Here is a 23,427-nt window from a genome sequence, read left to right as displayed (position 1 = left end):
ACGTGATCGTCGATATCGAGAACACCACCACCTCGAAGGTCTCCAAGAAGCTGCGCAAGCTGCGCGAGGACGGCGGCGTCGTCGCCCTGACCCGGGTGCTGACGCTGGTCATCCTGACCTCCAAGGACAACGCGGAGCCTGCGATCGCCGCGGCGAACCGGGCCTCCCGGGAGCATCCCTGCCGGATCATCGTGCTGGCCTCGGGCCGAGCCGCCGACGAGACCCGGCTCAACGCCCAGATCCGGGTCGGCGGGGACGCCGGCGCCTCAGAGGTGATCGTGCTGGAGGCCTCCGGGGAGCTCACCGAGCAGAACGAAGCGATGGTCTCCGCGCTGCTGCTCCCGGATGCCCCGATCGTGGCGTGGTGGGCCGATGAGCTGCCGGAGAACGTCAGCAGCACCCCGATCGGGAAGATCGCGCACCGCCGGATCACCGATTCCGCGATGGACCCGCGCCCGCTTCAGGCACTGCAGCGGATCTCCGCGCACTACGCCGAGGGTGACACCGACCTGGCCTGGACCCGGCTGACCCATTGGCGGATCCACCTGGCCAGCATCTTGGACACCTTGGACCCGGCGGACCTGACCTCGGTGACCGTGGAGGCCGCCGCGGACCTGCCCAGCGCGGCGCTGCTCGCGGCCTGGCTGCAGCAGGCGCTTCAGATCCCGGTCAGCCTGGTCTCCACGGTGGCACCGGCGGAGTCCGAGCTCCCACTGACGCTGACCGCGGTCACCTTCCACCGGGCCGAGGGAGATGTCAGTCTCTCCCGGCCGCGCGGGGAGGAGATCGCCGAGCTGCGCTCCGCCGACGGCCTGGTCCAGGGCGTGCCGCTGCCGGTGCGCACCCTGGAGGTGTGCCTGGCCGAGGAGCTGCGCCGGCTGGACTCCGATGAGGTCTTCGGCGAGGTGCTCACCCGGGCGCTGCCGGTCACCGATCTCACCGGCGCCTCGCCCGCGGCCTGACCCAGCGGTTAGGCTCGGGGGAAACGTGCAAGATGCTGCGGAAAGGTGCATCCCCCATGACAGATTCCCCCCAAGCCACTTCGGCTGAGTCCACCTCGTCCGCGTCGGCTTCGGCTGAGCCGGCTTCCTCTGGATCTGCGCTGGCGGCCCCGCGCACCGAGGTCTTCGCGGAGAAGGACCAGCTGGTCTCGGTGGTCGCGGAGCGGCTGCTCGCGGTGCTGGTCGACGCGGCGCGGGAGCACGGTGAGGCTCACGCGGTGCTCACCGGGGGCAGCGCAGGCATCGCGGTGCTGGCTCAGGTGGCCGAGCTGGTCGCTCGGCCCGGCACCGAGACCCCGCCCTGGCGTCAGGTGCACTTCTGGTGGGGCGATGAGCGGCTGCTGCCCAGCGATGACCCGGAGCGCAACGCCCAGCAGGCCCACGACGCGCTGCTCGATGCGCTGATCGCCGAGCACGGGCTGCCCGAGGAGAACGTGCACCGGATGCCGACCTCGGAGGACGCCGCAGACCCAGAGATCGGGGCCGAGATGTATGCCACCGAGCTGCAGGGCCATGCCGCCGACGGCAGCCAGGGCGGCCTGGCGCTGCCCCGGTTCGACGTGCTGCTGCTCGGCGTCGGACCCGACGGGCACGTGGCCAGCCTGTTCCCCGGCAAAGCCGCGCTGGAGGTCACCGAGACGACGACGACGGGTGAGGACTCCTCCCCCAAGCCGCCGCCGCAGCGGATCTCGCTGACCTTCCCGGCGATCCACAGCGCGCAGCGAGTCTGGATGGTGGTCTCCGGCGCGGACAAGGCCGAGGCCGCCGCACAGGCGCTGACCCTGGACACCGTGGTCGCGGAGATCCCGGCAGTGAACGCCCGCGGCACCCGGGAGACCATCTGGCACCTGGACCGGGCCGCCGCCTCCCAGCTCTCCTGACCTCCCCCTCCTGGGCAGTTGAGTTTTCCGGCTACTTCGTAACCGCCGGAAAACTCAACCACCCAGGATAGGTGGGTGGGATGCGAAGAGCCCCGCTCGACCGTGGTGGTCGGGCGGGGCTCTTTTCGCTGCGTGGGGCGCTCAGATATCGGCGCCCAGCGGCACCATCAGGGCCAGGGCCACGATGATCAGGCCCCAGCTCACCGCCAAGGTGATGGTCAGCCGGTTCAGGTTGCGCTCTGCCACGCCGGAGGACCCCAGCGAGGAGGTCACGCCGCCGCCGAACATGTCAGACATGCCTCCGCCGCGGCCCTTGTGCAGCAGGATGAGCAGGATCAGCAGCAGGCTGATCAGTGCCAGGAGCACCTGAAGTGCGATGGTCAGTGCAGACACAGCGACCTTTCATGATGGAACGGGGGCGAAACGACTACCAGGATAGCCCGGATGGGGCTGAATCCTGACTTCCGGAGTCAGCTCAGCCCTGCGCGCCGGTGTCGACGTGCTTCTCGAAGGAGGCGATCTTGCTGAACTCCTCGGTGTCCAGGCTCGCTCCGCCGACCAGGGCGCCGTCCACATCGGCGCCGCCGAGGATCGCAGCGACGTTCTTGGACTTCACGGAACCGCCGTAGAGCACCCGCACGGTGTCGGCGAACTCCTGGGAGTACAGCTCGGCGAGCTTGGCGCGGATCGCGGCGGACATCTCCTGCGCGTCCTCGGGCCCTGCCACCTTGCCGGTGCCGATCGCCCAGACCGGCTCGTAGGCGACGACGAGCTCGGCGAGCTCCTCGGCGCTGCGACCCACCAGGGCGCCTTCGAGCTGGGCCAGCGTGTGCGCGACGTGGTTCCCGGCCTCGCGGACCTCCAGGCCTTCCCCGACGCAGAGCACCGGGGCGAGCCCGTGGCGCAGCGCGGCGGAGAGCTTGGCATTGAGCTGCTCATCGGTCTCGCCGTGGACCTCGCGGCGCTCGGAGTGTCCAATCAGCACCTGGGAGCAGCCAAGCTTCGCCAGAAAGGCCCCGGAGATGTCCCCGGTGTAGGCCCCGGAGTCCTGGTCGGAGAGGTCCTGGGCGCCGTAGTCAATGCCCAGCTTGTCCCCGGTGACCAGGGTCTGCACGCCGCGCAGATCGGTGAACGGCGGGAACACCGAGACCTGCACCCGGTCGTAGTCGTGGCCGGCGTCGTTCAGCGTCCAGGCCAGCTTCTGGACCAGCGCGATCGCTTCCATGTGGTCGATGTTCATCTTCCAGTTGCCCGCGATCAGCGGGCGGCGCACGAAGGCGCCGTTCTTCTGAGTAGTCATGGAGAGGGTGTCCCTTTCAACGGTGATGAGATCAGCAGGTCAGGCGAAGCAGCGGCGGTGGAACCGCCGAGCGGCGGGTCAGGACTCGAGGGCGTCGATGCCGGGCAGCGACTTGCCTTCAAGGTATTCCAGGCTGGCGCCGCCGCCGGTGGAGATGTGGCCGAAGCTGTCCTCGTCGAAGCCCAGCGCGCGCACGGCGGCCGCGGAGTCGCCGCCGCCCACCACGGTGAAGGCCTCGGTGGTGGTCAGCGCCTCCGCCACGGCGGCGGTGCCCTTGGCGAAGGCCTCCATCTCGAACACGCCCATGGGCCCGTTCCAGAAGACCGTCTTGGCCTGGGCGATCTCGGCGGCGAAGGCCTGGGAAGTCTCGGGTCCGATGTCCAGGCCCAGCGCCTCGGCGCCGTGCTTGCCGGACTCCAGGGCGTCCACCGGGAGCACCTCGACCTCGGCGTCGGCAGCGAAGGCCGAGGCCATCACGATGTCGGTGGGCAGCACGATCCGGCAGTCGTGCCGCTCGGCGGCCTGAAGGAAGCCGGTGACGGTGTCAAGCTTGTCGTTCTCCACCAGGGACTTCCCGATCCCGTGGCCCTGCGCCTTGAGGAAGGTGAAGACCATGCCGCCGCCGATCAGCAGCGTGTCCGCCCGGCTCATCAGGTTCTCGATCACGGCGAGCTTGTCAGAGACCTTGGACCCGCCGAGCACCACCGTGTAGGGGCGCTCCGGGGTCTCGGTCAGGCGCTTGAGCACCTGCAGCTCGTCGCGGACTAGATCGCCCTGGTAGGCGGGCAGCTTCGCGGTGATGTCAGCGACCGAGGCATGCGCGCGGTGCACCGCGCCGAAGGCGTCGTTGACGTAGGCGCCGTGTTCGCCGGTCAGCGCGGCGAGCTCGGCGGCAAGCTCGGCCCGCTCGGCGTCGTCCTTGGAGGTCTCGCGCGGGTCGAAGCGGACGTTCTCCAGCAGCAGGATCTGGCCCGGAGCCAGCGCGGCGGCCTGCTCCTGGGCGCTGGGGCCCACCAGGTCCTCGGCGCGCACCACGGGAACCTCCGTGAGCTCGGCCATCCGGGCGGCCACCGGGGCGAGTGAGTACTTCGGCTCGGGCTCGCCCTTGGGGCGGCCCAGATGCGCGGTGACCAGCACCCGGGCGCCGGCGGCGGCGAGCTTCTCAAGCACCGGCAGCGAGGCGCGGATGCGGCCGTCGTCGGTGACCACACCATCCTTCAGCGGCACGTTGAGATCGGAGCGGACGAGCACGCGGCGGCCGTCCAGGCCTTCGGCGAGCAGGGCGTCAAGGGTGGCTGCAGTCATGTGTTCAGGGTACCAATCGCTGGAAGGGAGAAACATGGGGCGGTGCGGCTGAGCAGGCGCTCCGGCCGGGAGCCGACGACGACGGCGCTGGGGCCCTCCGCCCGGGGACAAAACGAGTCCGCCGACAGGACCGACGACGACGGCGCCGGCTTATGCCGCACGGCAGAGGCCCCGGTCTCGACGAGGGTTCGTCGAGCCGGGGCCTCTGCGTTCACGCGTGCTGGATCAGCGGCCGACGTGCGCGGTCATGTCCACCAGGCGGGAGGAGTAGCCGTACTCGTTGTCGTACCAGCCGAAGACCTTCACGGTCTTGCCGATGACCTTGGTCAGCGGTGCGTCGAAGATCGTGGAGTGCGGGTCACCGACGATGTCGGAGGAGACCAGCGGATCCTCGTTGTAGGACAGGATGCCCTTGAGCGGGCCTTCGGCGGCCTTCTTGAAGGCAGCGTTGACCTGCTCGGCGGTCACGCCCTCCTTCTCGATGGCCACGGTGAGGTCGGTGCCCGAGCCGGTGATGACCGGGACGCGGAGGGCGTAGCCGTCGAGCTTGCCGTCCACCTCGGGGATGACCTGGCCGATGGCGGCGGCCGCACCGGTGGAGGTCGGGACCATGTTCACGCCGGCGGCGCGGGCACGGCGGGCATCGCTGTGCGGGGCGTCGTGCAGACGCTGATCACCGGTGTAGGCGTGGACGGTGGTCATCAGGCCCTCGACGAGACCGAACTCGTCGTTGAGGACCTTGACCATCGGAGCCAGGCAGTTGGTGGTGCAGGAGGCGTTGGAGACCACGGTGTGCTTCTGCGCATCGAAGGTGTCCTCGTTGATGCCCATGACCAGGGTCGCATCGACGCCCTTGCCGGGGGCCGAGACGATGACCTTCTTGGCGCCGGCGTCGAGGTGCTTGCCAGCGGTCTCCTTGGTGGTGAAGAAACCGGTGCACTCCAGGACGACGTCGACCTCCAGGTCGCCCCAGGGCAGGTTCGCCGGGTCCTTGTCCGAGAAGAGCTTGATCCGGCGATCACCGGCGACCAGGGTGTCCCCGTCCAGGGAGACGTCCTTGGGGTAGCGGCCCATGACGGAGTCGTACTTGGTCAGGTTCACCAGCTGCGCCGGCTCGGTGAGGTCGTTGATCGCCACGAGCTCGAGGTCGGTGCGTCCGGTGTTCTCCAGCACCCGCAGCACGTTGCGGCCGATACGTCCAAAACCATTGATCGCGATTTTTGTCGCCATGGAGGTTCCTCTCTTGACAGGGGGACCGCAGTTCCTGCGGGCCTTCGAGGCGTTCTTGTCCAGCCAGCCCAGGGAGCTTGCCCGGCGAGGGCGAAAAGCCCGTAGACACACGTTGGGGATCAGCAGCTCGACCGTAGTCGAACCGCTGACCCCCAACAACATCGTTGTACATCAGGCTGTCTGCAGAACGCGATTTTCAGTTTTCTCGTACATCATTCAACCATGTCGGCAGGCCGGTGCCCAACATTCTGGGCCCGGTTCTCCCAGGGCGAATCAGGGCGTGATCAGCTGCGAGGCGCCCGAGCGGGCGGCGGCCAGGCGGGCCGAGACGTCGTTCCAGTTGATGATGTTCCAGAACGCCTTCACGTAGTCCGGCTTCACGTTCTGGTAGTCCAGGTAGAAGGCGTGCTCCCACATGTCCAGCATCAGCAGCGGGATGGTGCCCACGGGCACGCCGTTCTGCTGGTCGTAGAACTGCTCGATGACCACGTTGCCACCGATGGGCTCGTAGGCGAGGATCGCCCAGCCGGAGCCCTGGATGGTCAGTGCGGCCTGGGTGAACTGCTGCTGGAAGGCCTCGAAGGAGCCGAAGAACTCGTCGATGGCGGCTGCCAGCTCACCCTCGGGGCGCTCCTGGCCCTCTGGGGAGAGGTTCTTCCAGAAGATCGAATGGTTGGTGTGCCCACCAAGGTTGAACTGCAGATCCTTCAGCAGCTTCGGCGTGGTGGCGTAGTCGCCCTTCTCGCGGGCCTCGGCCAGCTTCTCCAGCGCGGTGTTGGCGCCGGTGACATAGGTCTGGTGGTGCTTGGAGTGGTGCAGCTCCATGATGCGAGCCGAGATGTGCGGCTCCAGCGCGGAGTAGTCGTAGTCCAGTTCGGGAAGTGTGAAGTCAGTCAAGATGTCCTCCTAGACACAGGGGTTTGCCGAGGCCAGCTGCACCTCGGCTCGGTCCTCATCCTATGCCGTGAGCCGGGCACCAGAAAGGGGGAGGACCGCGATGACCTGCGGTGTTCACCACGGGAGGAACTCCGCGCGGCCGCCCCTGTGAGCTGGGCCCCAGCGGTCAGGATCGACGGTCTCCCCCAGTGATGCAGCCGGCGATACAGCCGACGACGCGGCCGGACAGTGCTGCCGGTCGGTGGTGCCGGAAAGCGCAATTCCCCGGAGGGCTCAGCCTTCGAGCATGTCCGGGGTGACGCTGGACTCGGTGCCGGGGATCTTCAGCTCCGAGGCCTTCTTATCCGCCATGGCCAGGAGTCGCCGGATCCGCCCGGCAATGGCGTCCTTGGTCATCGGCGGGTCCGCCAGCCGGCCCAGCTCGTCGAGGGAGGCCTGCTTATGCGCGAGCCGCAGCTCCCCGGCGTACTTCAGGTGCTCCGGGGCGTCCTCGGCGAGGATCTCCAGGGCGCGGTGCACCCGGGCGCCCGCGGCCACGGCGGCCTGGGCGGAGCGGCGCAGGTTGGCGTCGTCGAAGTTTGCCAGCCGGTTCGCGGTGGCGCGGACCTCCTTGCGCATCCGGCGCTCCTCCCAGACCAGCAGGGTCTGATGCGCCCCCATCAGGGTGAGCAGCTTGGCGATGGAGTCGCCGTCTCGGATCACCACTCGGTCCACGCTGCGCACCTCCCGGGCCTTCGCGGGGATCCCGAGTCGGCGGGCGGAGCCGACCAGGGCCAGTGCGGCCTCGGGGCCGGGACAGGTAACCTCCAGGGCGGAGGACCGACCGGGTTCGGTGAGCGAACCGTGGGCCAGGAACGCGCCGCGCCAGGCGGAGACGGCGTCGGCCATGGACCCGTTGACCACCACGGAGGGCAGTCCGCGCACCGGGCGGCCGCGGGCGTCGAGCAGACCGGTCTGCCGGGCCAGCGCCTCGCCGTCGCGGACCACGCGCACCACATAGCGGGAGCCGCGCTTGAGCCCGTTGCCGGAGACCACGATGACCTCGGGGTTCTGCCCGTAGACCTCGGTGACGGTGGTCTTCAGCCGTCGGGCGGTGGCGGCGTGGTCCAGCTCGGCCTCGATCACGATCCGGCCAGAGATGATGTGCAGTCCCCCGGCGAAGCGGAGCATGGCCGAGACTTCGGCCTTGCGCTCCGATGTGGTCTTCACCTGGTGGCGGGAGAGCTCTTCTTTGACCGATTCGGTCAGCGCCATATGTGTTGTCCTCTGGTCTTCGTGTGATGCAGCTCGGCCATCGTACCCAACACCCCTGAGCGGATTCCGGCCCTGCGGTGCCGGGGCCCGGCTTCCGGGCGTCTGGGGTCAGTCGTTGAAGACCTCGCTGAACGCGATGGCCAGCCGGAGCGGATCGTGGACCTCGGGCTGACCAGCCTTGGCGACGTCGTGATACCGCACCTCAGCGCCGATCACCGCGGCGGCCTCGGCGAACTCCTCACGTTCCTGAGCCGGCACGGACAGCGGGTCGGCGATGATCCGATGCACGTGCATGCCGGGGGCGTAGTGATGAAGAACTCGCAGATGTTCCGCCGGGCTCATCCCGGCGGTCTCGTCGGTATGGGGTGTGAGGTTCATCACGATACACCGGCGGGCCTCGGTCTCATAGAGAGCGTCCCGCAGCTCGGGCAGCAGCAGGTGCGGCAGCACCGAGGTGTACCAGGAGCCGGGTCCCAGGACCACCCAGTCGCTGAGCTCGATCGCGGTCAGCGCCTCCGCGCAGGCGGGCGCCTCGGCGGGGTGCAGCTGGACATCGCGCAGCCGGCCCAGGCTGCCGGCGTGGGCCAGGGCCACCTGGGAGGAGAGCCTGCCGGCGGTCGCAGCAGGGAGCTCGGCCTCGGACCCGGCGTGGTCCGCCATGGGTTCCACGGTCCCGGACATGGTCAGCGGCTGCCGGGACATCGGGAGCACTTGGCCGCGGGCGCCCAGCAGTGTCCCGGCCCAGCGCAGCCCCTCCACGGAGTCCCCGATCAGCTCCCAGAGCGCGACGATGAGCAGGTTGCCCATCGCGTGGTCATCCAGGCTGCCGGTGACGCCCTCACGGGAGCGGAACCGGTGCTGCATCACCTGGGCCCAGGTGCGGCCCCACTCGGTGTCATCGCACAGCGCGGCAAGGGCCATCCTCAGATCGCCCGGGGGCAGCACGTCCATGTCTTCGCGGAGCCGGCCGGAGGATCCGCCGTCGTCGGCCACGGTGACGATCGCGGTGAGGTGTTCTGCGGCGATGACCCGCAGCGCCGAGAGCGTGGCGGAGAGCCCGTGGCCCCCACCCAGTGCGGAGACCCTAAAGGACCCGCGGGAGGCACCCGGCGGCTGCGGCAACGAGATCTGACTCATGCTCACTCACGTCCCAGATCACGGTGGATGGTGTTCACCGTGACGTTGGGCAGCTGATCCAGGCGGCGGGCAAGCTCCTCGGAGACCGCGACGGAGCGGTGCTTACCGCCGGTGCAGCCCACCGCGATGTTGGCGTAGTGCTTGTTCTCCCGCCGGTAGCCCTCGATGACGGGCCGCAGGGACTCCACATAGTTCTCCAGGAAGTCTCCGGTGCCCTCGTTGCCCAGCACGTACTCGCTGACCTGGGAGTCTAGGCCGGTGTAGGGGCGCAGCTCGGGCACCCAGTGCGGGTTGGGGATGAAGCGCATGTCGGCGATGAAGTTCGCGTCGGCGGGGACCCCGTATTTGAAGCCGAAGCTCATGACGTTCAGCCGCAGCTGCACGGGTCCGTCGTCGTTGAAGATCTCGATGATCTCCCGGGCCAGCCCGTGGACGTTGAGGTCGGTGGTGTCCAGCACGATCTCCGCGGCGGCCTTGACGTCCTTGAGCAGCTCGCGCTCGGCGGTGATCCCGTCCAGGATCCGGCCGGAGCCCTGCAGCGGGTGCGGGCGGCGGCCCTGTTCGAACCGGCGGACCAGCAGCTCATCGGAGGAGTCCAGGAACAGCATCCGGTAGGTCACCCCGGTGGCCTTGAGCTGGTTCAGCGCGCCGAGCATATTGGAGAACAGCGCCCGGGTGCGGACATCGATCACCACGGCGAGCTTCTCCATGGACCCGGGGTGCCGGGAGATCAGGTCGATCATGGTGGTGATCAGCTCCGGCGGGAGCCCCTCGACCACGTACCAGCCCAGGTCTTCCAGGGCGTGGGCTGCCGTGGTGCGGCCGGCACCGGACATGCCGGTGACGATCAGAAGTTCGTTCTCGGGCGGCTTCACCGGGGTCAGACCACTATCCATGCTCAAACCCTATCTGGCCGCCGGGAATCCGGTGAAGCCTCGGTTCAGGCCAGGGTTCAGACCCGGTTGAGCACCGAGTTCGGTGTCGAGTTCGGTGCCGAGTTCAGGCCGAGTCCGACGACGCCGCCGCCTCGGCTCCCCCGGCCTCAGCATCCGCCGCGACCTCAGCTTCCCCCGAAGCCTCACCCGTCCCCGTCGCCTCGGCGTGGAGGTGGTCCAGGATCTTCTGCGCGGTGTCCTTGCCCAGGCCGGGGACCTCGATGATCTCCTCCAGGCTGGCCTTCTTCAGGTTCGCCACGGAGCCGAAGTGCGCGACGACGGCCGCGCGACGACTCGGCCCCAGGCCCGGGACCTCATCCAGCGCGGAGGCGGTCATCTGCTTGGACCGCTTGGAGCGGTGGTAGGCGATCGCGAACCGGTGTGCCTCATCGCGGATCCGCTGCAGCATGTAGAGCGCCTCCGAGGAGCGTGGGAGCACCAGCGGGAAGTCGTCCCCAGGCAGCCAGACCTCCTCGAGCCGCTTGGCCAGCCCGACCACAGGCAGGTCGGTGATCCCGAGGTCATCCAGGGCCTGCCGGGCCACGTTGACCTGCGGCTGGCCGCCGTCGACCACCACCAGGCTGGGCGGGTAGGCGAAGCGCTCCGCCTCCCGTTCCACCACCGTGGAGTCCTTGGTCTTGGTCTGATCCTCTGCTGCGGGTTCAGCCACCTCAGCCCCTTCAGCCACCTCCGGCACCGCGGCCTCGGATTCAGCCTGGTCCTTCAGGTGCCGAGCAAACCGGCGGCTGATCACGTCATACATCGCCGAGGTGTCATCCCGTGCGGCCTCACCCTTGACCGAGAACCGCCGGTAGTCGCGCTTCTTGGCGAGCCCGTCCTCCAGCACCACCATGGAGGCGACCACGTTGGTCCCGGAGGTGTGCGAGATGTCGAAGCATTCGATGCGCAGCAGCGGCTCGGCGGCGCCGAGCGCCTCCTGGAGGTCGCGCAGCGCGGCGGAGCGGGTGGTGATGTCGGAGTTGCGGCGGGCCTTGTGCAGCGCCAGCGCCTGGGAGGCGTTCTCCTGCACGGTGCCCAGCAGGGCGGCCTTGTCTCCGCGCTGCGGCACGCGCAGGCTGATCTGTGCCCGGCCGGCGCCGGAGTCGCTGCGCAGCTGGCGCAGCCAGGCGGTCATCTCTTCGGCGTTCTCCGGCAGAGCGGGGACCAGCACCTCGGGCGGGATCCGTTCGGTGTCGGCCATGGAGCCGTAGACCTGCATCAGCAGCTGCTCCACCATGGCGCCGGCGTCGGTGTCCTCCACCTTCTCCACCACCCAGCCGCGCTGCCCGCGGATCCGGCCCTGCCGGACGTGGAAGACCTGGGCGGCGGCTTCGAGCTCGTCCTCGGCGAAGGCGAAGACATCGGCCTCGGTGTCCTCGGAGAGCACCACGGCGTTGCGTTCGAAGACCCGGCGGATCGCCTCGAGGTCATCGCGGTGCCGGCCGGCGTCCTCGTAGCGCAGCTCCGCCACGGCGGCCTTCATCTGGTTCTCGATCCGCTTCACGTGCGGGCCGGGGCGCCCGGCCATCACCTCGCAAAACTCCTCGGCGAGCTTGCGGTGATCGGCCTCGCTGATCTCCCCCACGCAGGGCGCGGCGCATTTGCCGATGTAGCCCAGCAGGCAGGGCCGCCCGGAGGCCTTGGCGCGCTTGAAGACCCCGGCGGAGCAGCTGCGCACCGGGAAGACCCGGAGCATGGTGTCCACGGTCTCCCGGATGGCCTTGGCCGGGTAGAACGGCCCGAAGTACTTCACCCCGGGCTTCTTGTCCCCGCGCATCACCTGCACCCGCGGGTACTTCTCGTTCATGGTGACCGCGAGGTAGGGGTAGGACTTGTCGTCCCGGTACATGATGTTGAACCGCGGCGAGTGCTGCTTGATCCAGGTGTACTCCAGCTGGATGGCTTCGAGCTCGGAGCCGACCACGGTCCATTCCACGCTGGAGGCGGCGTGGACCATGGCGTAGGTCTTCGGGTGCAACGTGGCGACCCGGGCGAAGTAGGAGTTCAGCCGGGCGCGCAGGTTCTTGGCCTTGCCCACGTAGACCACCCGGCCGTGCGGGTCGATGAAGCGGTAGACCCCGGGGTTGGTGGGGATCTCTCCGGTGCGAGGACGGTAGGAGGAGGGCTCAGCCATCGGCCTCGGCGGGCGGCGCGTTGTAGCGGGCCACCCGTTCCTGACCGCTGAGCCCGGCGATCGCGTCCATGATCTGCTCGGTGGCGGCTCGGCGCGCCGGCAGCGGGTGCTTCTTGCCCTGTTTCGGGAACTGCAGCGGCTCCCCCACGTGCATGTCGAACTTGGTGGGCCGGATCATCCGGGAGTCCGGCTTCTGCAGCGCCTCGGTGCCGCGCAGCCCCACCGGGACCACCGGCAGCCCGGTGGCGACGGCGAGCCAGCCGACCCCGTTCTTGCCGCGGTAGAGCCGGCCGTCGCGGCTGCGAGTGCCCTCCGGGTAGATCCCGACGCCGTGGCCGGCTTCGGCGATCGCCCCCAGGTGGAACAGCGCCTCCACGGAGGCGGACTGGCGCTGCCGCTCCACCGGGACCGAGCCCACGGATTCGAAGAACAGCTTCATGGCGCGGCCTTTGACGCCGGTCTGGTTGAAGTATTCGGCCTTGGCGAAGAAACTCACGGTGCGCGGGAACAGCGCCTGGATCAGCACCGAGTCCAGGAAGGAGAGGTGGTTCGAGGCCACGATGAACCCGCCCTCGGCCGGGGTGTTCTCCAGACCGGTGAGCACCGGGCGGCAGGAGAGCTTCACGGCGATCTCGAAGGCCTTGCGGACGGCGTCGTTGGTGGCGACGCGCTCCGACTCCTGCGCCTCGGGGGTGGTGCTCACCTGGTGCCTCCGCTTACTCGCCGCTCCGCGACGTCGTCCTGCGCTGTGATCTGGGGGGCCAGCCTGTGAACTGGCCCACTCACTTTAGCAGTGCGGCAAGGAAAGCGCCGGTATGGGAGCCGGTCTTCTCTGCCGTGGCGGCCACCTTCTCCGGGGTGCCCTGGGCGACGACGAGCCCGCCGCCGCTGCCCCCTTCGGGGCCCAGGTCGATCACCCAGTCCGAGGACTTGATCACGTCGAGGTTGTGCTCGATGGTGATCACGCTGTTGCCCTTCTCCACCAGTCCCTGCAGCACCTGGAGCAGCTTGCGGATGTCCTCGAAGTGCAGCCCGGTGGTGGGCTCGTCCAGGACGTAGACGCTGCGCCCGTTGGAGCGGCGCTGCAGCTCGGAGGCCAGCTTCACGCGCTGGGCCTCACCGCCGGAGAGCGTGGTGGCGGACTGGCCCAGGCGCACGTAGCCCAGGCCCACCTCGACCAGGGTGTTCAGGTGCCGGGCGATCGGGGCGAAGGCGGCGAAGAACTCCGCGGCCTCCTCGATCGGCATGTCGAGGACCTCGGCGATGTTCTTGTTCTTGTACTTCACCTCGAGGGTCTCCCGGTTGTACCGGGCGCCGTGGCAGACCTCGCAGGGCACGTAGACGTCCGGCAGGAAGTTCATCTCGATCTTCAGGGTGCCGTCACCGGAGCAGGACTCGCAGCGGCCGCCCTTGATGTTGAAGGAGAACCGGCCCGGCTGGTAGCCGCGGGTCTTGGACTCCGGGGCCTGGGCGAAGAGCTTGCGGACGTGGTCGAAGACCCCGGTGTAGGTGGCCGGGTTGGAGCGCGGGGTGCGCCCGATCGGTGACTGGTCCACGTGGATCACCTTGTCCAGGTGATCGTCGATTCCTTCGATCCGGCGGTGCCGGCCGGGGACCTGCTTGGCGCCGTTGAGCTTATTCGCCAGGGACTTGTACAGGATCTCGTTGATCAGCGTGGACTTGCCCGAGCCGGAGACCCCGGTGACCGAGAGGAAGATCCCCAGCGGGATCTCCACGGAGACCTTGTCCAGGTTGTTCTCCTGGGCCTCGACCACCTTGAGCATCCGGGACTTGTCCACCTTGCGGCGCTGGGCGGGCACCGGGATGCTGCGCCGGCCGGCGAGGTAGTCCCCGGTAATGGAGTGCTGGTTATCGCGCAGTCCCTGCACGGAGCCGGAGTGCACGATCTCTCCGCCGCGCTCCCCCGCGCCGGGTCCGATGTCCACGATCCAGTCCGCCTCGGCGATGGTGTCCTCATCGTGTTCCACCACGATCAGCGTGTTCCCGAGGTCACGCAGCCGGGTGAGGGTCTGGATCAGCCGGGCGTTGTCCCGCTGGTGCAGCCCGATGGAGGGCTCGTCCAGGACGTAGAGCACCCCGACCAGGCCGGAGCCGATCTGGGTGGCGAGCCGGATGCGCTGGGCCTCGCCGCCGGAGAGCGTGCCGGCGGCGCGCTCCAGGTTCAGGTAGCTCAGGCCGACGTCGAGCAGGAAGTTCAGCCGGGCCAGGATCTCCTTGAGCACCTGATCGGCGATGGTGGCGTCGCGGGCGGAGAGCGTGATCCCGGCGAAGAACTCGGCGCACTCGTCCAGCGGCAGCCGGGCGATCTCCGCGATGGAGGCGCCCTGCACGGTGACCGCGAGCGCGGCCGGGTTCAGCCGCTGGCCGTTGCATGCCGGGCAGGGGATCTGGCGCATGTACTGCTCGTAGCGGTCCCGGGCGTTGTCGGACTCCACCTCCAGGTGCTTCCGGGAGATGTAGGAGAGCACGCCTTCAAAGCCGGTGGAGTAGGTGCGCTCCCGGCCGAAGCGGTTGCGGTACTGCACCACGACCTTGTGGTTGCGCCCGTGCAGCAGCGCCTTCTGCGCCTTCTTCGGCAGCTCCTTCCAGGGGGTGCGCACCGAGAAGTCCAGCTCCTTGGCCAGGGCGGTGATCAGGCGCAGCCAGTAGTCCTTGGACGCCTTGCCCAGCGCCCAAGGGGCGATGGCGCCGCCTTCCAGGGAGAGCGTGTCATCGGGGATCACCAGGTCGGTGTCCACCTCGAGGCTGGAGCCGATGCCGGAGCAGACCTCGCAGGCGCCGAAGGGGTTGTTGAAGGAGAAGGACCGCGGCTCGATCTCATCGAGCTGCAGCGGGTGCTCGTTGGGGCAGGCCAGGTTCTCCGAGAAGGGCCGCTGCTTGGGGCCGGTGAGGCCCTCGGGGACCCGATCGTTGATCGCCTGACCGTCCTCGTCGAGGTCCACCAGGTCGATGACCAGGCGCCCGCCGGCGAGCTTCAGCGCGGTCTCCACCGAGTCGGTGAGCCGCTGGCGCATGCCCTCGCGGATCACCAGCCGGTCGATGACCACTTCGATGTGGTGCTTATAGGTCTTCTCCAGGGCGGGTGGTTCGCTGAGCTGGATGATCTCCCCGTCCACGATGGCGCGGGAGAAGCCCTCGGAGGCGAGGTCGCGGAAGAGGTCCTTGAACTCACCCTTGCGGCCGCGGACCACCGGGGCCAGCACCTGGAAGCGGGTCTGTTCCGGGAAGGCCAGGACCTGGTCCACGATCTGCTGCGGGGTCTGCCGTTCGATCTTCTCGCCACAGGTGGGACAGTGCGGGACCCCGATCCGGGCCCAGAGCAGACGCAGGTAGTCGTGGATCTCGGTGACCGTGCCCACGGTGGAGCGCGGGTTCTTGGAGGTGGACTTCTGATCGATGGACACCGCCGGGGAGAGCCCCTCGATGAAGTCGATGTCCGGCTTGTCCACCCGGCCCAGGAACTGCCGGGCGTAGGCGGAGAGGGATTCCACGTAGCGGCGCTGGCCCTCGGCGAAGATGGTGTCGAAGGCGAGCGAGGACTTCCCTGAGCCGGAGAGCCCGGTGAACACGATGAAGGAGTTCCGCGGCAGCTCCACGGTGACGTCCTTGAGGTTGTGCTCCCGTGCGCCTTGGACCACGATCCGGTCCGCCTCGGCGCGGCCGATGGTGCCGTTGGTGGCGGACTTCTCCCGCGCACCTTCGGCGTAGTAGTCGTCCACGGACTCGATGATGGCGGTTTCGCCTGCTCGCTCTGACACGTCGTTCAGTGTAGAACCCTCAGCGGGTTCGAACAAACGTTCGAAGCGAGAGCCGGGTGGGCGCCCCGGGAGTTTCAGCCACGTAAAACCTGCGTTTCATTCGTTGCATCGGCCCTCAAACGGTGATGCGCAACGTTTCACCGAGGCTAGTCTCGCTGTGATTCACCCTCCCCGAGCCGCCGTCATACCGGAGATCACAGTGACCCAGACAGCCCGCAGCTCTCAGCAGCCGCCTGCCACCCAGCCCTCGACCGCCCAGTCCGCAACCCCGCCTTCTGCCGCCCAGTCCGCAACCCCGCACCCCTCCCTGCACAATAAGGACCTCGGACCGGTCGGGCCGGAGCAGAAGCGCTGGGGCTGGTTCGAGATCTTCAACGTCTGGACCAATGACGTGCAGTCCCTGGCCGGCTACACCCTGGCCGCCTCGCTGTTCATCGGCGCCGGGATCAACGGCTGGTTCGTCTTCGCCGCGATCATCCTGGCCGGGGTCTTCGTGAACTGGCTGGTCAACCTCTCCGGCGCACCGAGTGTGCGGCACGGTGTCCCCTATGCGGTGATGGCCCGGCCCTCGATGGGCGTGCTCGGCGCCCGGTTCCCGGCGATGGTCCGCGGCGTGGTGGCGATCTTCTGGTACGGCGCGCAGACCTACTTCGCCTCCACCGCGGTGGCGCTGGCGTTCAACGCCGCCCTGGGCAGCCCGCAGACCGGGACCTTCCTGGGCCTGGATGTGATCGGCTGGGTCTCCTATGTGATCGTCGCGCTGATCCAGGTGTGGCTGTTCACCCGCGGGATCGAGACCATCGCGAAGTTCCTGAACTTCGCCGGACCCGCGGTCTACGTGGTGATGACAGTGCTGCTGGTGCTGATCTGGGTCCGCGCCGGGTCTGACCTGCTGCCCGCAGTGGGCACCATCTTCAGCAACCAGGACGTCACCGGCTGGGCCGCGATCTCCGCCTTCGTCGGCGTGGTCGGCACCATGGTGGCGTATTTCGCCGCGGTGATCATCAACTTCGGGGACTTCTCCCGGTTCTCCAAGACCGAACGCTCCATGCGGCTGGGCAACTTCACCGGGCTGCCGCTCTCGCTGGCGTTCTTCACGTTCCTCTCCCTGTTCATCACCGCCGGGGCCTATGTAGTGTTCCAGGGCGGCACCGGGGAGCCGCTGGACAACCCGACCGACATCATCGCGCAGACCGAGTCCGTGGCCCTGGCCCTGATCGCGGCGGTGACCTTCCTGCTGGCCACCGTGGGCATCAACTTGGTGGCCAACTTCATCCCGCCGGCCTATGACCTGGCGAACCTGGCCCCACAGAAGATCAGCTTCCGCACCGGGGGCTACATCACCGCGGTGATCGGGTTCATCATCGGCGCCCTGTGGGTCGCGGTGATCGAACAGATCGGGCTGCCCACCTTCGTGGACACGCTCGGGGCGCTGCTGGCACCGCTCTATGGGGTGCTGATCGTGGATTACTACATCATCCGGCGCAGCCAGATCTCCACCCCGGACCTGTTCAGCATGGACCCGGCCGGACCGTACTACTACACCCGGGGCTGGAACCTGCGCGCCATCGCGGCCTTCGGCATCGCAGCGATCTTCGCGGTGTTCACCGTCTGGGTGCCGGCACTGGCGGCCCTGGCCGGGTTCGCCTGGATCATCGGCGCGGCACTGGGCGGGCTGTTCTACTGGCTGGTGATGCGCAGCCAGACCGTGGCGGCTCACCACTGACGCCACCCTCCCCGTTGAGGGGCGGATTCTGCGGGCATCTCATGCGGTTTTCGGGCCCCATTACTCGCAGATTCCGCCCCTCAACATTGGCGGATTCCGCCACTGGACGCGGAGTGGTGTTCATCACGACGACGACGGCGCGCCACGGGCCCATGTCACAATGGCGCCGTGAACCTTGACTCCGCCATCGCCCCAGCTGCCCTCCGCCCCTCCGAAAGTGCGGTCGCAGCGCCCGAGATCCGGGCGGTGCTCTTCGACCTGGACGGCACCCTGGTGGACCCAGCCGGAGCGATCACCAGCTGCCTCTCCCACGCCCTGGGCGTGCATGGAATCGAGATCCCGGAACAGGCGGTGCTGGACTCCTTCGTGGGCCCGCCGCTGGCTGACTCCCTGGCCAGCCTGCCCGGGGTCACCCAGGCGCTGATCCCCTCGATCGTGGACGTCTACCGGCAGCGCTACCTCGACGAGGGGATGCAGGCCAGCCGGGTCTACCCGGGGATCGAGGAGCTGCTGGGCACGCTGAACGCCGCCGGGGTTCTCTGCGCGGTGGCCACCTCGAAACCCACCGGGCTGGCCGAGCGGCTGCTGAGCATCCAGGGCATCCGGGACCACTTCGCCGCGGTGCAGGGCTCCGCGGAGGATGAATCCATCCCGCACGCCGGGAAGGGCCCGATCCTCGGCGCCGCCCTGGCGGAGATCGGCCTGGACCCGGCCCACGGTCCGCTCGCGGAGACCGCCCCGGACGCCCGGGTGGTCATGGTCGGAGACCGGATCTTCGACGTGGACGGCGCCGCCGAGCACGGCCTGGACTGCATCGGGGTGCGCTGGGGCTACGCCCCCGCCGGTGAGCTGGAGACCGCCGGCGCCAAGCCGATCGTGAGCACCGCCGAGGAGCTGCAGCAGGTGCTACTCACCGCCGGGATCCTGAGTCTGCCCGCTTCCCAGGGTGCTCACTGATCCCGCAGCGAGGCGTTACAGCGCTCGGCACCAGCCGGGGCTGACAACCCAGCGGTGCCAGACCATAGACTGACCCCTATGGCTTCTGACAGTTCCCTGCTCTACGACCTCCCCGCGATCACGCTGCGCCGAATCTCGGTCTCCGAGATGAACAACAACGTGTATCTGCTCACCGCGAAGAAGTCCGGGGTCCAGGTGCTGATCGACGCCGCCGACGACGCCGGGGCCATCCGCAGTCTGCTGGCCTCCGCCGCCGCAGACACGCCCTGCCCGCTGCAGCTCTCCGCGGTGCTCACCACGCACGCGCACTGGGATCACATCCGGGCACTGGAGGAGCTGCTGGAAGCCCCCGCCGGCGCACCCGCAGCGAGCACCGCAGACGCCACCGACTCCCCCACCCCAGCAGGGACCGGCCAGCGCCCCGGCGCGCGGCCGGAGTCCGCCGCCGGAGCCGAGGATGCCGTGAGCATCGAGGCCGAGAAGAACGTCACCATCGACCGGCGGCTGCGCCACGGCGATACGGTCTCCTATGACGGGATCGCGCTGAACGTGATCCACCTGCGCGGGCACACCCCGGGCTCGGTGGCCTTCGTCTACCCGGTGGAGGACGGCCCCACTCATATCTTCACCGGAGACTCGCTCTTCCCCGGCGGGGTCGGCAAGACCTGGTCGGATGCGGACTTCAGCTCGCTGCTCGACGACGTCGAGGCCAGGCTCTTCGACGTCTATGAGGATGACACCATCATCCACCCCGGCCACGGGGACCCCACCACACTGGGCGCCGAACGCGCTTCGCTCCCCGCCTGGCGGGAACGCGGCTGGTGAGCCCGGTGACCGCCGCCAAGCGGCTGCACAAACTAGAACCCACCGACGGCGCCGCCCCCGGATCCGAGGAGCTCTACGCGGCCTTCGAATCCTGGACCGAGGCGCATGGGCTCAGCCTCTACCCGGCCCAGCAGGACGCCATCTTAGAACTCGCCGACGGTCAGCACGTCATCATGGCCACCCCCACCGGGTCCGGGAAGTCCATGGTCGCCACCGCGGCGCACTTCTTCGCGCTCTCCCGCGGGGAGCGCAGCGTCTACACCGCCCCGATCAAGGCGCTGGTCTCGGAGAAGTTCTTCTCCCTGGTGGACATCTTTGGAGCCGAGAACGTCGGCATGGTCACCGGTGACTCCTCGGTCAACGCGGGTGCCCCGATCATCTGCTGCACTGCGGAGATCCTGGCCAATGAGGCGCTGCGCGACGGCCGGGACGCCAATGTGGGCCCGGTGATCATGGACGAGTTCCACTTCTACGCCGATCCGCAGCGCGGCTGGGCCTGGCAGGTCCCGCTGCTGGAGCTCACCGGCCGCGCCGAGCAGGGCTCTTCGGGACAAGGCGCCACTGGCAGCCGGGCCCAGTTCCTGCTGATGTCCGCCACTCTGGGTGACACCTCCCGCTTCGAGGAGCGGCTCAGTGCCGGGACCGGGCGCGACGTCGTCACGGTCTCCAGCGCGGAGCGTCCGGTGCCGCTGAGCTATGAGTACTCCACCACCGCGCTGCAGACCAAGCTCGAGGAGCTGGTCAGCACGCACCAGGCCCCGGTCTACGTGGTGCACTTCTCCCAGCGCGAGGCGGCCGAGCGCGCCGTCGGCCTGGCCTCACTTAACGTGGTCTCCAAGGAGGAGCGGGAGCTGATCCGGGTGAAGCTGGAGACCTTCCGCTTCGCCAAGGGCTTCGGCAAGACGCTGAACCGGCTGCTGCGCGCCGGGATCGGGGTGCACCACGCCGGGATGCTGCCCAAATACCGCCGGCTGGTGGAGCAGCTCGCCCAGCAGGGCCTGCTGAAGGTGATCTGCGGGACCGACACCCTCGGCGTCGGGATCAACGTGCCGATCCGCACCGTGCTGCTGACCGCGCTGAGCAAATACGACGGCACCCGCACCCGGCAGCTCAACGCCCGGGAGTTCCACCAGATCGCCGGTCGCGCCGGCCGGGCCGGGTTCGACACCCACGGCACCGTGGTGGTCCAGGCCCCGGAGCATGTGATCGAGAACGAGGCGGCGATCCAGAAGGCCCGCGCCAAGCACGGCGAGGATGAGAAGAAGGTCTCCCAGGCGATCCGCTCCGCCGGGAAGAAGAAGCCCCGCGAGGGTTTCGTCTCCTGGAGTGAGAAGACCTTCGAGCGGATCATCGCGGCCACCCCGGAGCCGATGGTCTCCCGGATGCAGGTCAGCTACTCGATGGTGCTGCACCTGCTGGAGCGTCCCGAGGATCCGATCCGGGCGATGCGCCGGATGATCCTCGCCGCAGATGAGACCCCGGCCCGGAAGGCGCAGCTGCAGCGGCAGGCGCTGCAGATCCTGCGCGAGCTGCTCACCGCCGGGGTGCTCGAGCGCCTGGACCGTCCCGATGAGGACGGCCGCACCGTGGACCTGACCCTGGACCTGCAGGACAACTTCGCGCTGAACCAGCCGCTGGCGCCGTTCGCGGTGGCCGCGGTGGAGCTGCTGGACACCGAGTCCGAGTCTTACGCCCACGATGTGATCAGCGTGATCGAATCCATCCTGGAGACCCCGCACCAGATCACCGGCGCCCAGGTGAAGCAGCTGAAGTCGGAGAAGATCGGAGAGCTCAAGGCCGAGGGGGTGGACTATGTGGAGCGGATGCGGATCCTCGATGAGCTCACCCACCCGCAGCCGCTCGCCGAGCTGCTGAACCAGCAGTTCGAGATCTACCGCAGCGGGGCGCCCTGGGTCTCGGATCATGTGCTGCAGCCGAAGTCGGTGGTCCGGGACATGCTGGAGCGCGCCTTCGACTTCACCACCATGGTGAATCACTACCAGATCGCCCGGTCCGAGGGGGTGCTGCTGCGCTACCTCTCCGACGCCTATAAGGCGCTGCGCCAGACGGTCCCGGAGAACCGGCTCACCGAGGAGCTCGAAGACCTGCTCGCCTGGCTGGGCGAGGTGGTCCGGCAGACCGACAGCTCACTCCTGGAGGAATGGGAACGCCTGCAGGCCGGGGATGACCCGGAAAAGCTGGCCGAGCTCGCCGCCATGGAGGAGGACGTCTCCGCACTGGATCATCCGGACCGGGTCACCGCGAACCCCCGGGCCTTCAAGGTGATGGTGCGCAACGCGCTGTTCCTGCGCGCGGAGCTCTTCGCCCAGGAGAAGGAGGCCAAGCTCGCCGAGCTCGACGCCGAGCACGGCTGGGACGCCGACCGGTGGCGTCAGGCGCTGGACGCCTACTTCAACACCTACGAGGACCTCTACACCGACGCCCAGTCCCGCGGTCCCTCCCTGGTGCGCCTGGACACCGCACCGAAGGACACCCCGGACCCGGAGCGCCGCTACTGGCGGGCCGTGCAGGTCCTCGATGACCCGGACGGGCACCACGACTGGGGCATCCACGCCTGGATCGACCTCACCGCCTCGGATGAGGCCGGCGCGCCCGCGGTGATCATGGACCGGGTCGGGGAACTCGGATGAGCCCGGCAGCAGCGCACACCGCCGGTGCCACCGCCAGGCTGATCGACGGCACCCGGATCACCGATCACTGGCTTCAGGTGCCTCTGGACCACACTGCAGCTCAGGACCACACCGCGCCGCTGGATCACTCAGCGGAGCACCGGGCGCCCGACGGCGAGGCGATCCGGATCTACGCCCGGGAGTTCGTCGCCGCCGAAGCCGCCGCGCAGGGCGCCGAGCACGTGGAGTCCCTCCCTTGGCTGCTGTTCCTGCAGGGCGGACCCGGCGGCAAGGGCAGCCGGCCGGCGAAGCTCGGCGGCTGGATGGCCGAGGCTGGTGCGAAGTTCCGGATCCTGATGCTGGATCAGCGCGGCACCGGGCTCTCCACCCCGCTCACTCGGCACTCTCTGGCCGCCCGGGGTGACGCCGCCGCCCAGGCGGCGCATATGCGCCATTTCCGCGCCGATTCGATCGTCGCCGACGCCGAGGCGTTGCGCCGGGCGCTCGGGGTGGAGTCTTGGAGCGTGCTGGGGCAGAGCTTCGGCGGGTTCACCACGCTGAGCTACCTCTCCTTCGCTCCGGAGTCCCTGGATCGGGCGCTGATCACCGGTGGCCTGGCCCCGCTGACCGGACACGCAGACCGGGTCTACCGGGCCACCTATGCGAAGATGCGCGCCCGCAACGCCGAGCACTTCACCCGGTTCCCGCAGGACCGGGAGATCCTGGACGCGGTCTTCGCGCATCTGCGCACCCACCAGGTGCGGCTGCTGGATGGCTCGCTGCTGACCCCGGCCCGGCTGCAGCTGATCGGGATGCTGCTGGGCGGCAACACCCGCGCCGATTCGCTGCACTACCTGCTGGAGGAGGCGTTCACCGGGCCCGAGCGCACGCAGCTCTCGGACACGTTCCTCGCCGCGGTGGGCCAGCAGCTCTCCTTCGCCGGGAACCCGATGTACGCGGTGATGCATGAATCCATCTACGGCCAGCCTGCTGCGCTGACCGAGGGCCGCGGTGACACCGGCTGGGCGGCCCAGCGGGTGGGCGCGGAGTTCCCTGACTTCAGCGCGGAGGCCACCTCTCCCCTGCTGCTGGGCGAGATGATCCTGCGCGAGCACCTGCTCTTGGACCCGACGCTGGCAGACCTGGTGGCGGCCGCGGACCTGCTGGCCGGCGTGGAGGACTGGGCGCCGCTCTATGACCTGGAGCAGCTGAGCCGGAATCAGGTGCCCACCGCCGCGGCGCTGTACACCGATGATGTCTACGTGGCGCGGGAGCTCTCCTGGAAGACCGCCGAGGGGGTCGCCGGGATCAGCGTCTGGGAGACCAACGAGTTCCACCACGACGGCCTGGGCGACGACGGCGCCCGGGTGTTCTCGGAGCTGCTCAAGCGCACCTGACGCGCGCGCTCCAGGCGTCACCGCTCGTGATGCGCACAG

At 68.7% G+C, this 23,427-nt stretch carries 18 protein-coding genes; 7 read left to right on the top strand and 11 right to left on the bottom strand.

Annotated elements, in window-relative coordinates; all coding sequences use genetic code 11:
* Positions 1-2: 2 nt before the first annotated feature.
* Together HNR11_RS10065 and pgl are read left to right on the top strand one after the other, a co-directional pair.
* Positions 3-962, top strand: a complete 960-nt coding sequence (locus HNR11_RS10065) for a glucose-6-phosphate dehydrogenase assembly protein OpcA (RefSeq protein ID WP_179442160.1) — start codon at positions 3-5, stop codon at positions 960-962.
* Between the two features lie 56 nt (positions 963-1,018).
* Positions 1,019-1,882 carry a 6-phosphogluconolactonase gene (gene pgl / locus HNR11_RS10060; RefSeq protein WP_179442159.1) on the top strand — a complete coding sequence of 288 codons (864 nt, stop codon included), beginning with the start codon at positions 1,019-1,021 and terminating at the stop codon, positions 1,880-1,882.
* Positions 1,883-2,023: 141 nt separating this feature from the next.
* On the opposite strand, the gene secG is transcribed toward pgl, so the two are convergent.
* The 11 genes from secG to uvrA form a co-directional block, all read right to left on the bottom strand.
* Positions 2,024-2,275, bottom strand: a complete 252-nt coding sequence (gene secG / locus HNR11_RS10055) for a preprotein translocase subunit SecG (RefSeq protein WP_058889409.1) — start codon at positions 2,273-2,275, stop codon at positions 2,024-2,026.
* Between the two features lie 82 nt (positions 2,276-2,357).
* A complete protein-coding gene (gene tpiA / locus HNR11_RS10050; RefSeq protein ID WP_058889410.1) occupies positions 2,358-3,182 on the bottom strand; it encodes a triose-phosphate isomerase in 825 nt (274 codons plus the stop codon).
* A 78-nt stretch (positions 3,183-3,260) separates the two neighbouring features.
* Positions 3,261-4,487: a phosphoglycerate kinase gene (locus HNR11_RS10045; protein ID WP_179442158.1), complete on the bottom strand. Its 1,227-nt coding sequence runs from the start codon at positions 4,485-4,487 to the stop codon at positions 3,261-3,263.
* 225 nt (positions 4,488-4,712) lie between these two features.
* Positions 4,713-5,717 carry a type I glyceraldehyde-3-phosphate dehydrogenase gene (gene gap / locus HNR11_RS10040; protein WP_179442157.1) on the bottom strand — a complete coding sequence of 335 codons (1,005 nt, stop codon included), beginning with the start codon at positions 5,715-5,717 and terminating at the stop codon, positions 4,713-4,715.
* Positions 5,718-5,990: 273 nt separating this feature from the next.
* Positions 5,991-6,614 carry a superoxide dismutase gene (locus HNR11_RS10035; RefSeq protein WP_058889413.1) on the bottom strand — a complete coding sequence of 208 codons (624 nt, stop codon included), beginning with the start codon at positions 6,612-6,614 and terminating at the stop codon, positions 5,991-5,993.
* A 273-nt stretch (positions 6,615-6,887) separates the two neighbouring features.
* Positions 6,888-7,868, bottom strand: coding sequence for a DNA-binding protein WhiA (gene whiA, locus HNR11_RS10030; protein ID WP_179442156.1), 981 nt, complete (start codon positions 7,866-7,868; stop codon positions 6,888-6,890).
* 108 nt (positions 7,869-7,976) lie between these two features.
* Positions 7,977-9,005, bottom strand: coding sequence for a gluconeogenesis factor YvcK family protein (locus HNR11_RS10025; protein ID WP_179442155.1), 1,029 nt, complete (start codon positions 9,003-9,005; stop codon positions 7,977-7,979).
* Between the two features lie 2 nt (positions 9,006-9,007).
* A complete protein-coding gene (gene rapZ, locus HNR11_RS10020; protein WP_179442154.1) occupies positions 9,008-9,901 on the bottom strand; it encodes an RNase adapter RapZ in 894 nt (297 codons plus the stop codon).
* 103 nt (positions 9,902-10,004) lie between these two features.
* Complete coding sequence (gene uvrC, locus HNR11_RS10015; protein ID WP_179442153.1) at positions 10,005-12,074, bottom strand: excinuclease ABC subunit UvrC; 2,070 nt, start codon at positions 12,072-12,074, stop codon at positions 10,005-10,007.
* Entirely contained in the window at positions 12,067-12,777 is a 711-nt protein-coding gene (locus HNR11_RS10010) for a lysophospholipid acyltransferase family protein (RefSeq protein ID WP_425488262.1), read from the bottom strand. Before HNR11_RS10010 ends, uvrC begins: the two co-directional genes overlap by 8 nt.
* 79 nt (positions 12,778-12,856) lie before the next feature.
* Positions 12,857-15,760, bottom strand: a complete 2,904-nt coding sequence (uvrA, locus tag HNR11_RS10005) for an excinuclease ABC subunit UvrA (protein WP_343050695.1) — start codon at positions 15,758-15,760, stop codon at positions 12,857-12,859.
* Between the two features lie 292 nt (positions 15,761-16,052).
* Between uvrA and HNR11_RS10000 the strand changes: the two genes are divergently transcribed.
* The 5 genes from HNR11_RS10000 (at position 16,053) to HNR11_RS09980 (ending at position 23,388) form a co-directional block, all read left to right on the top strand.
* The gene (locus HNR11_RS10000) at positions 16,053-17,579 is read left to right on the top strand and encodes an NCS1 family nucleobase:cation symporter-1 (protein WP_343050648.1); all 1,527 of its coding nucleotides are present in this window, start codon (positions 16,053-16,055) and stop codon (positions 17,577-17,579) included.
* A gap of 168 nt (positions 17,580-17,747) precedes the next feature.
* A complete protein-coding gene (locus HNR11_RS09995; RefSeq protein WP_343050647.1) occupies positions 17,748-18,536 on the top strand; it encodes an HAD hydrolase-like protein in 789 nt (262 codons plus the stop codon).
* Positions 18,537-18,614: 78 nt separating this feature from the next.
* The gene (locus HNR11_RS09990) at positions 18,615-19,361 is read left to right on the top strand and encodes an MBL fold metallo-hydrolase (RefSeq protein ID WP_179442151.1); all 747 of its coding nucleotides are present in this window, start codon (positions 18,615-18,617) and stop codon (positions 19,359-19,361) included.
* Positions 19,362-19,366: 5 nt separating this feature from the next.
* Entirely contained in the window at positions 19,367-22,012 is a 2,646-nt protein-coding gene (locus HNR11_RS09985) for a DEAD/DEAH box helicase (RefSeq protein WP_343050694.1), read from the top strand.
* Positions 22,009-23,388: an alpha/beta fold hydrolase gene (locus HNR11_RS09980; protein ID WP_179442150.1), complete on the top strand. Its 1,380-nt coding sequence runs from the start codon at positions 22,009-22,011 to the stop codon at positions 23,386-23,388. Before HNR11_RS09985 ends, HNR11_RS09980 begins: the two co-directional genes overlap by 4 nt.
* The last annotated feature ends 39 nt before the right edge of the window (positions 23,389-23,427 follow it).

This window comes from Nesterenkonia sandarakina (genome assembly GCF_013410215.1).
Taxonomy (GTDB): Bacteria; Actinomycetota; Actinomycetes; order Actinomycetales; family Micrococcaceae; genus Nesterenkonia; species Nesterenkonia sandarakina.
This window is presented reverse-complemented; position numbering and strand designations above follow the sequence as displayed.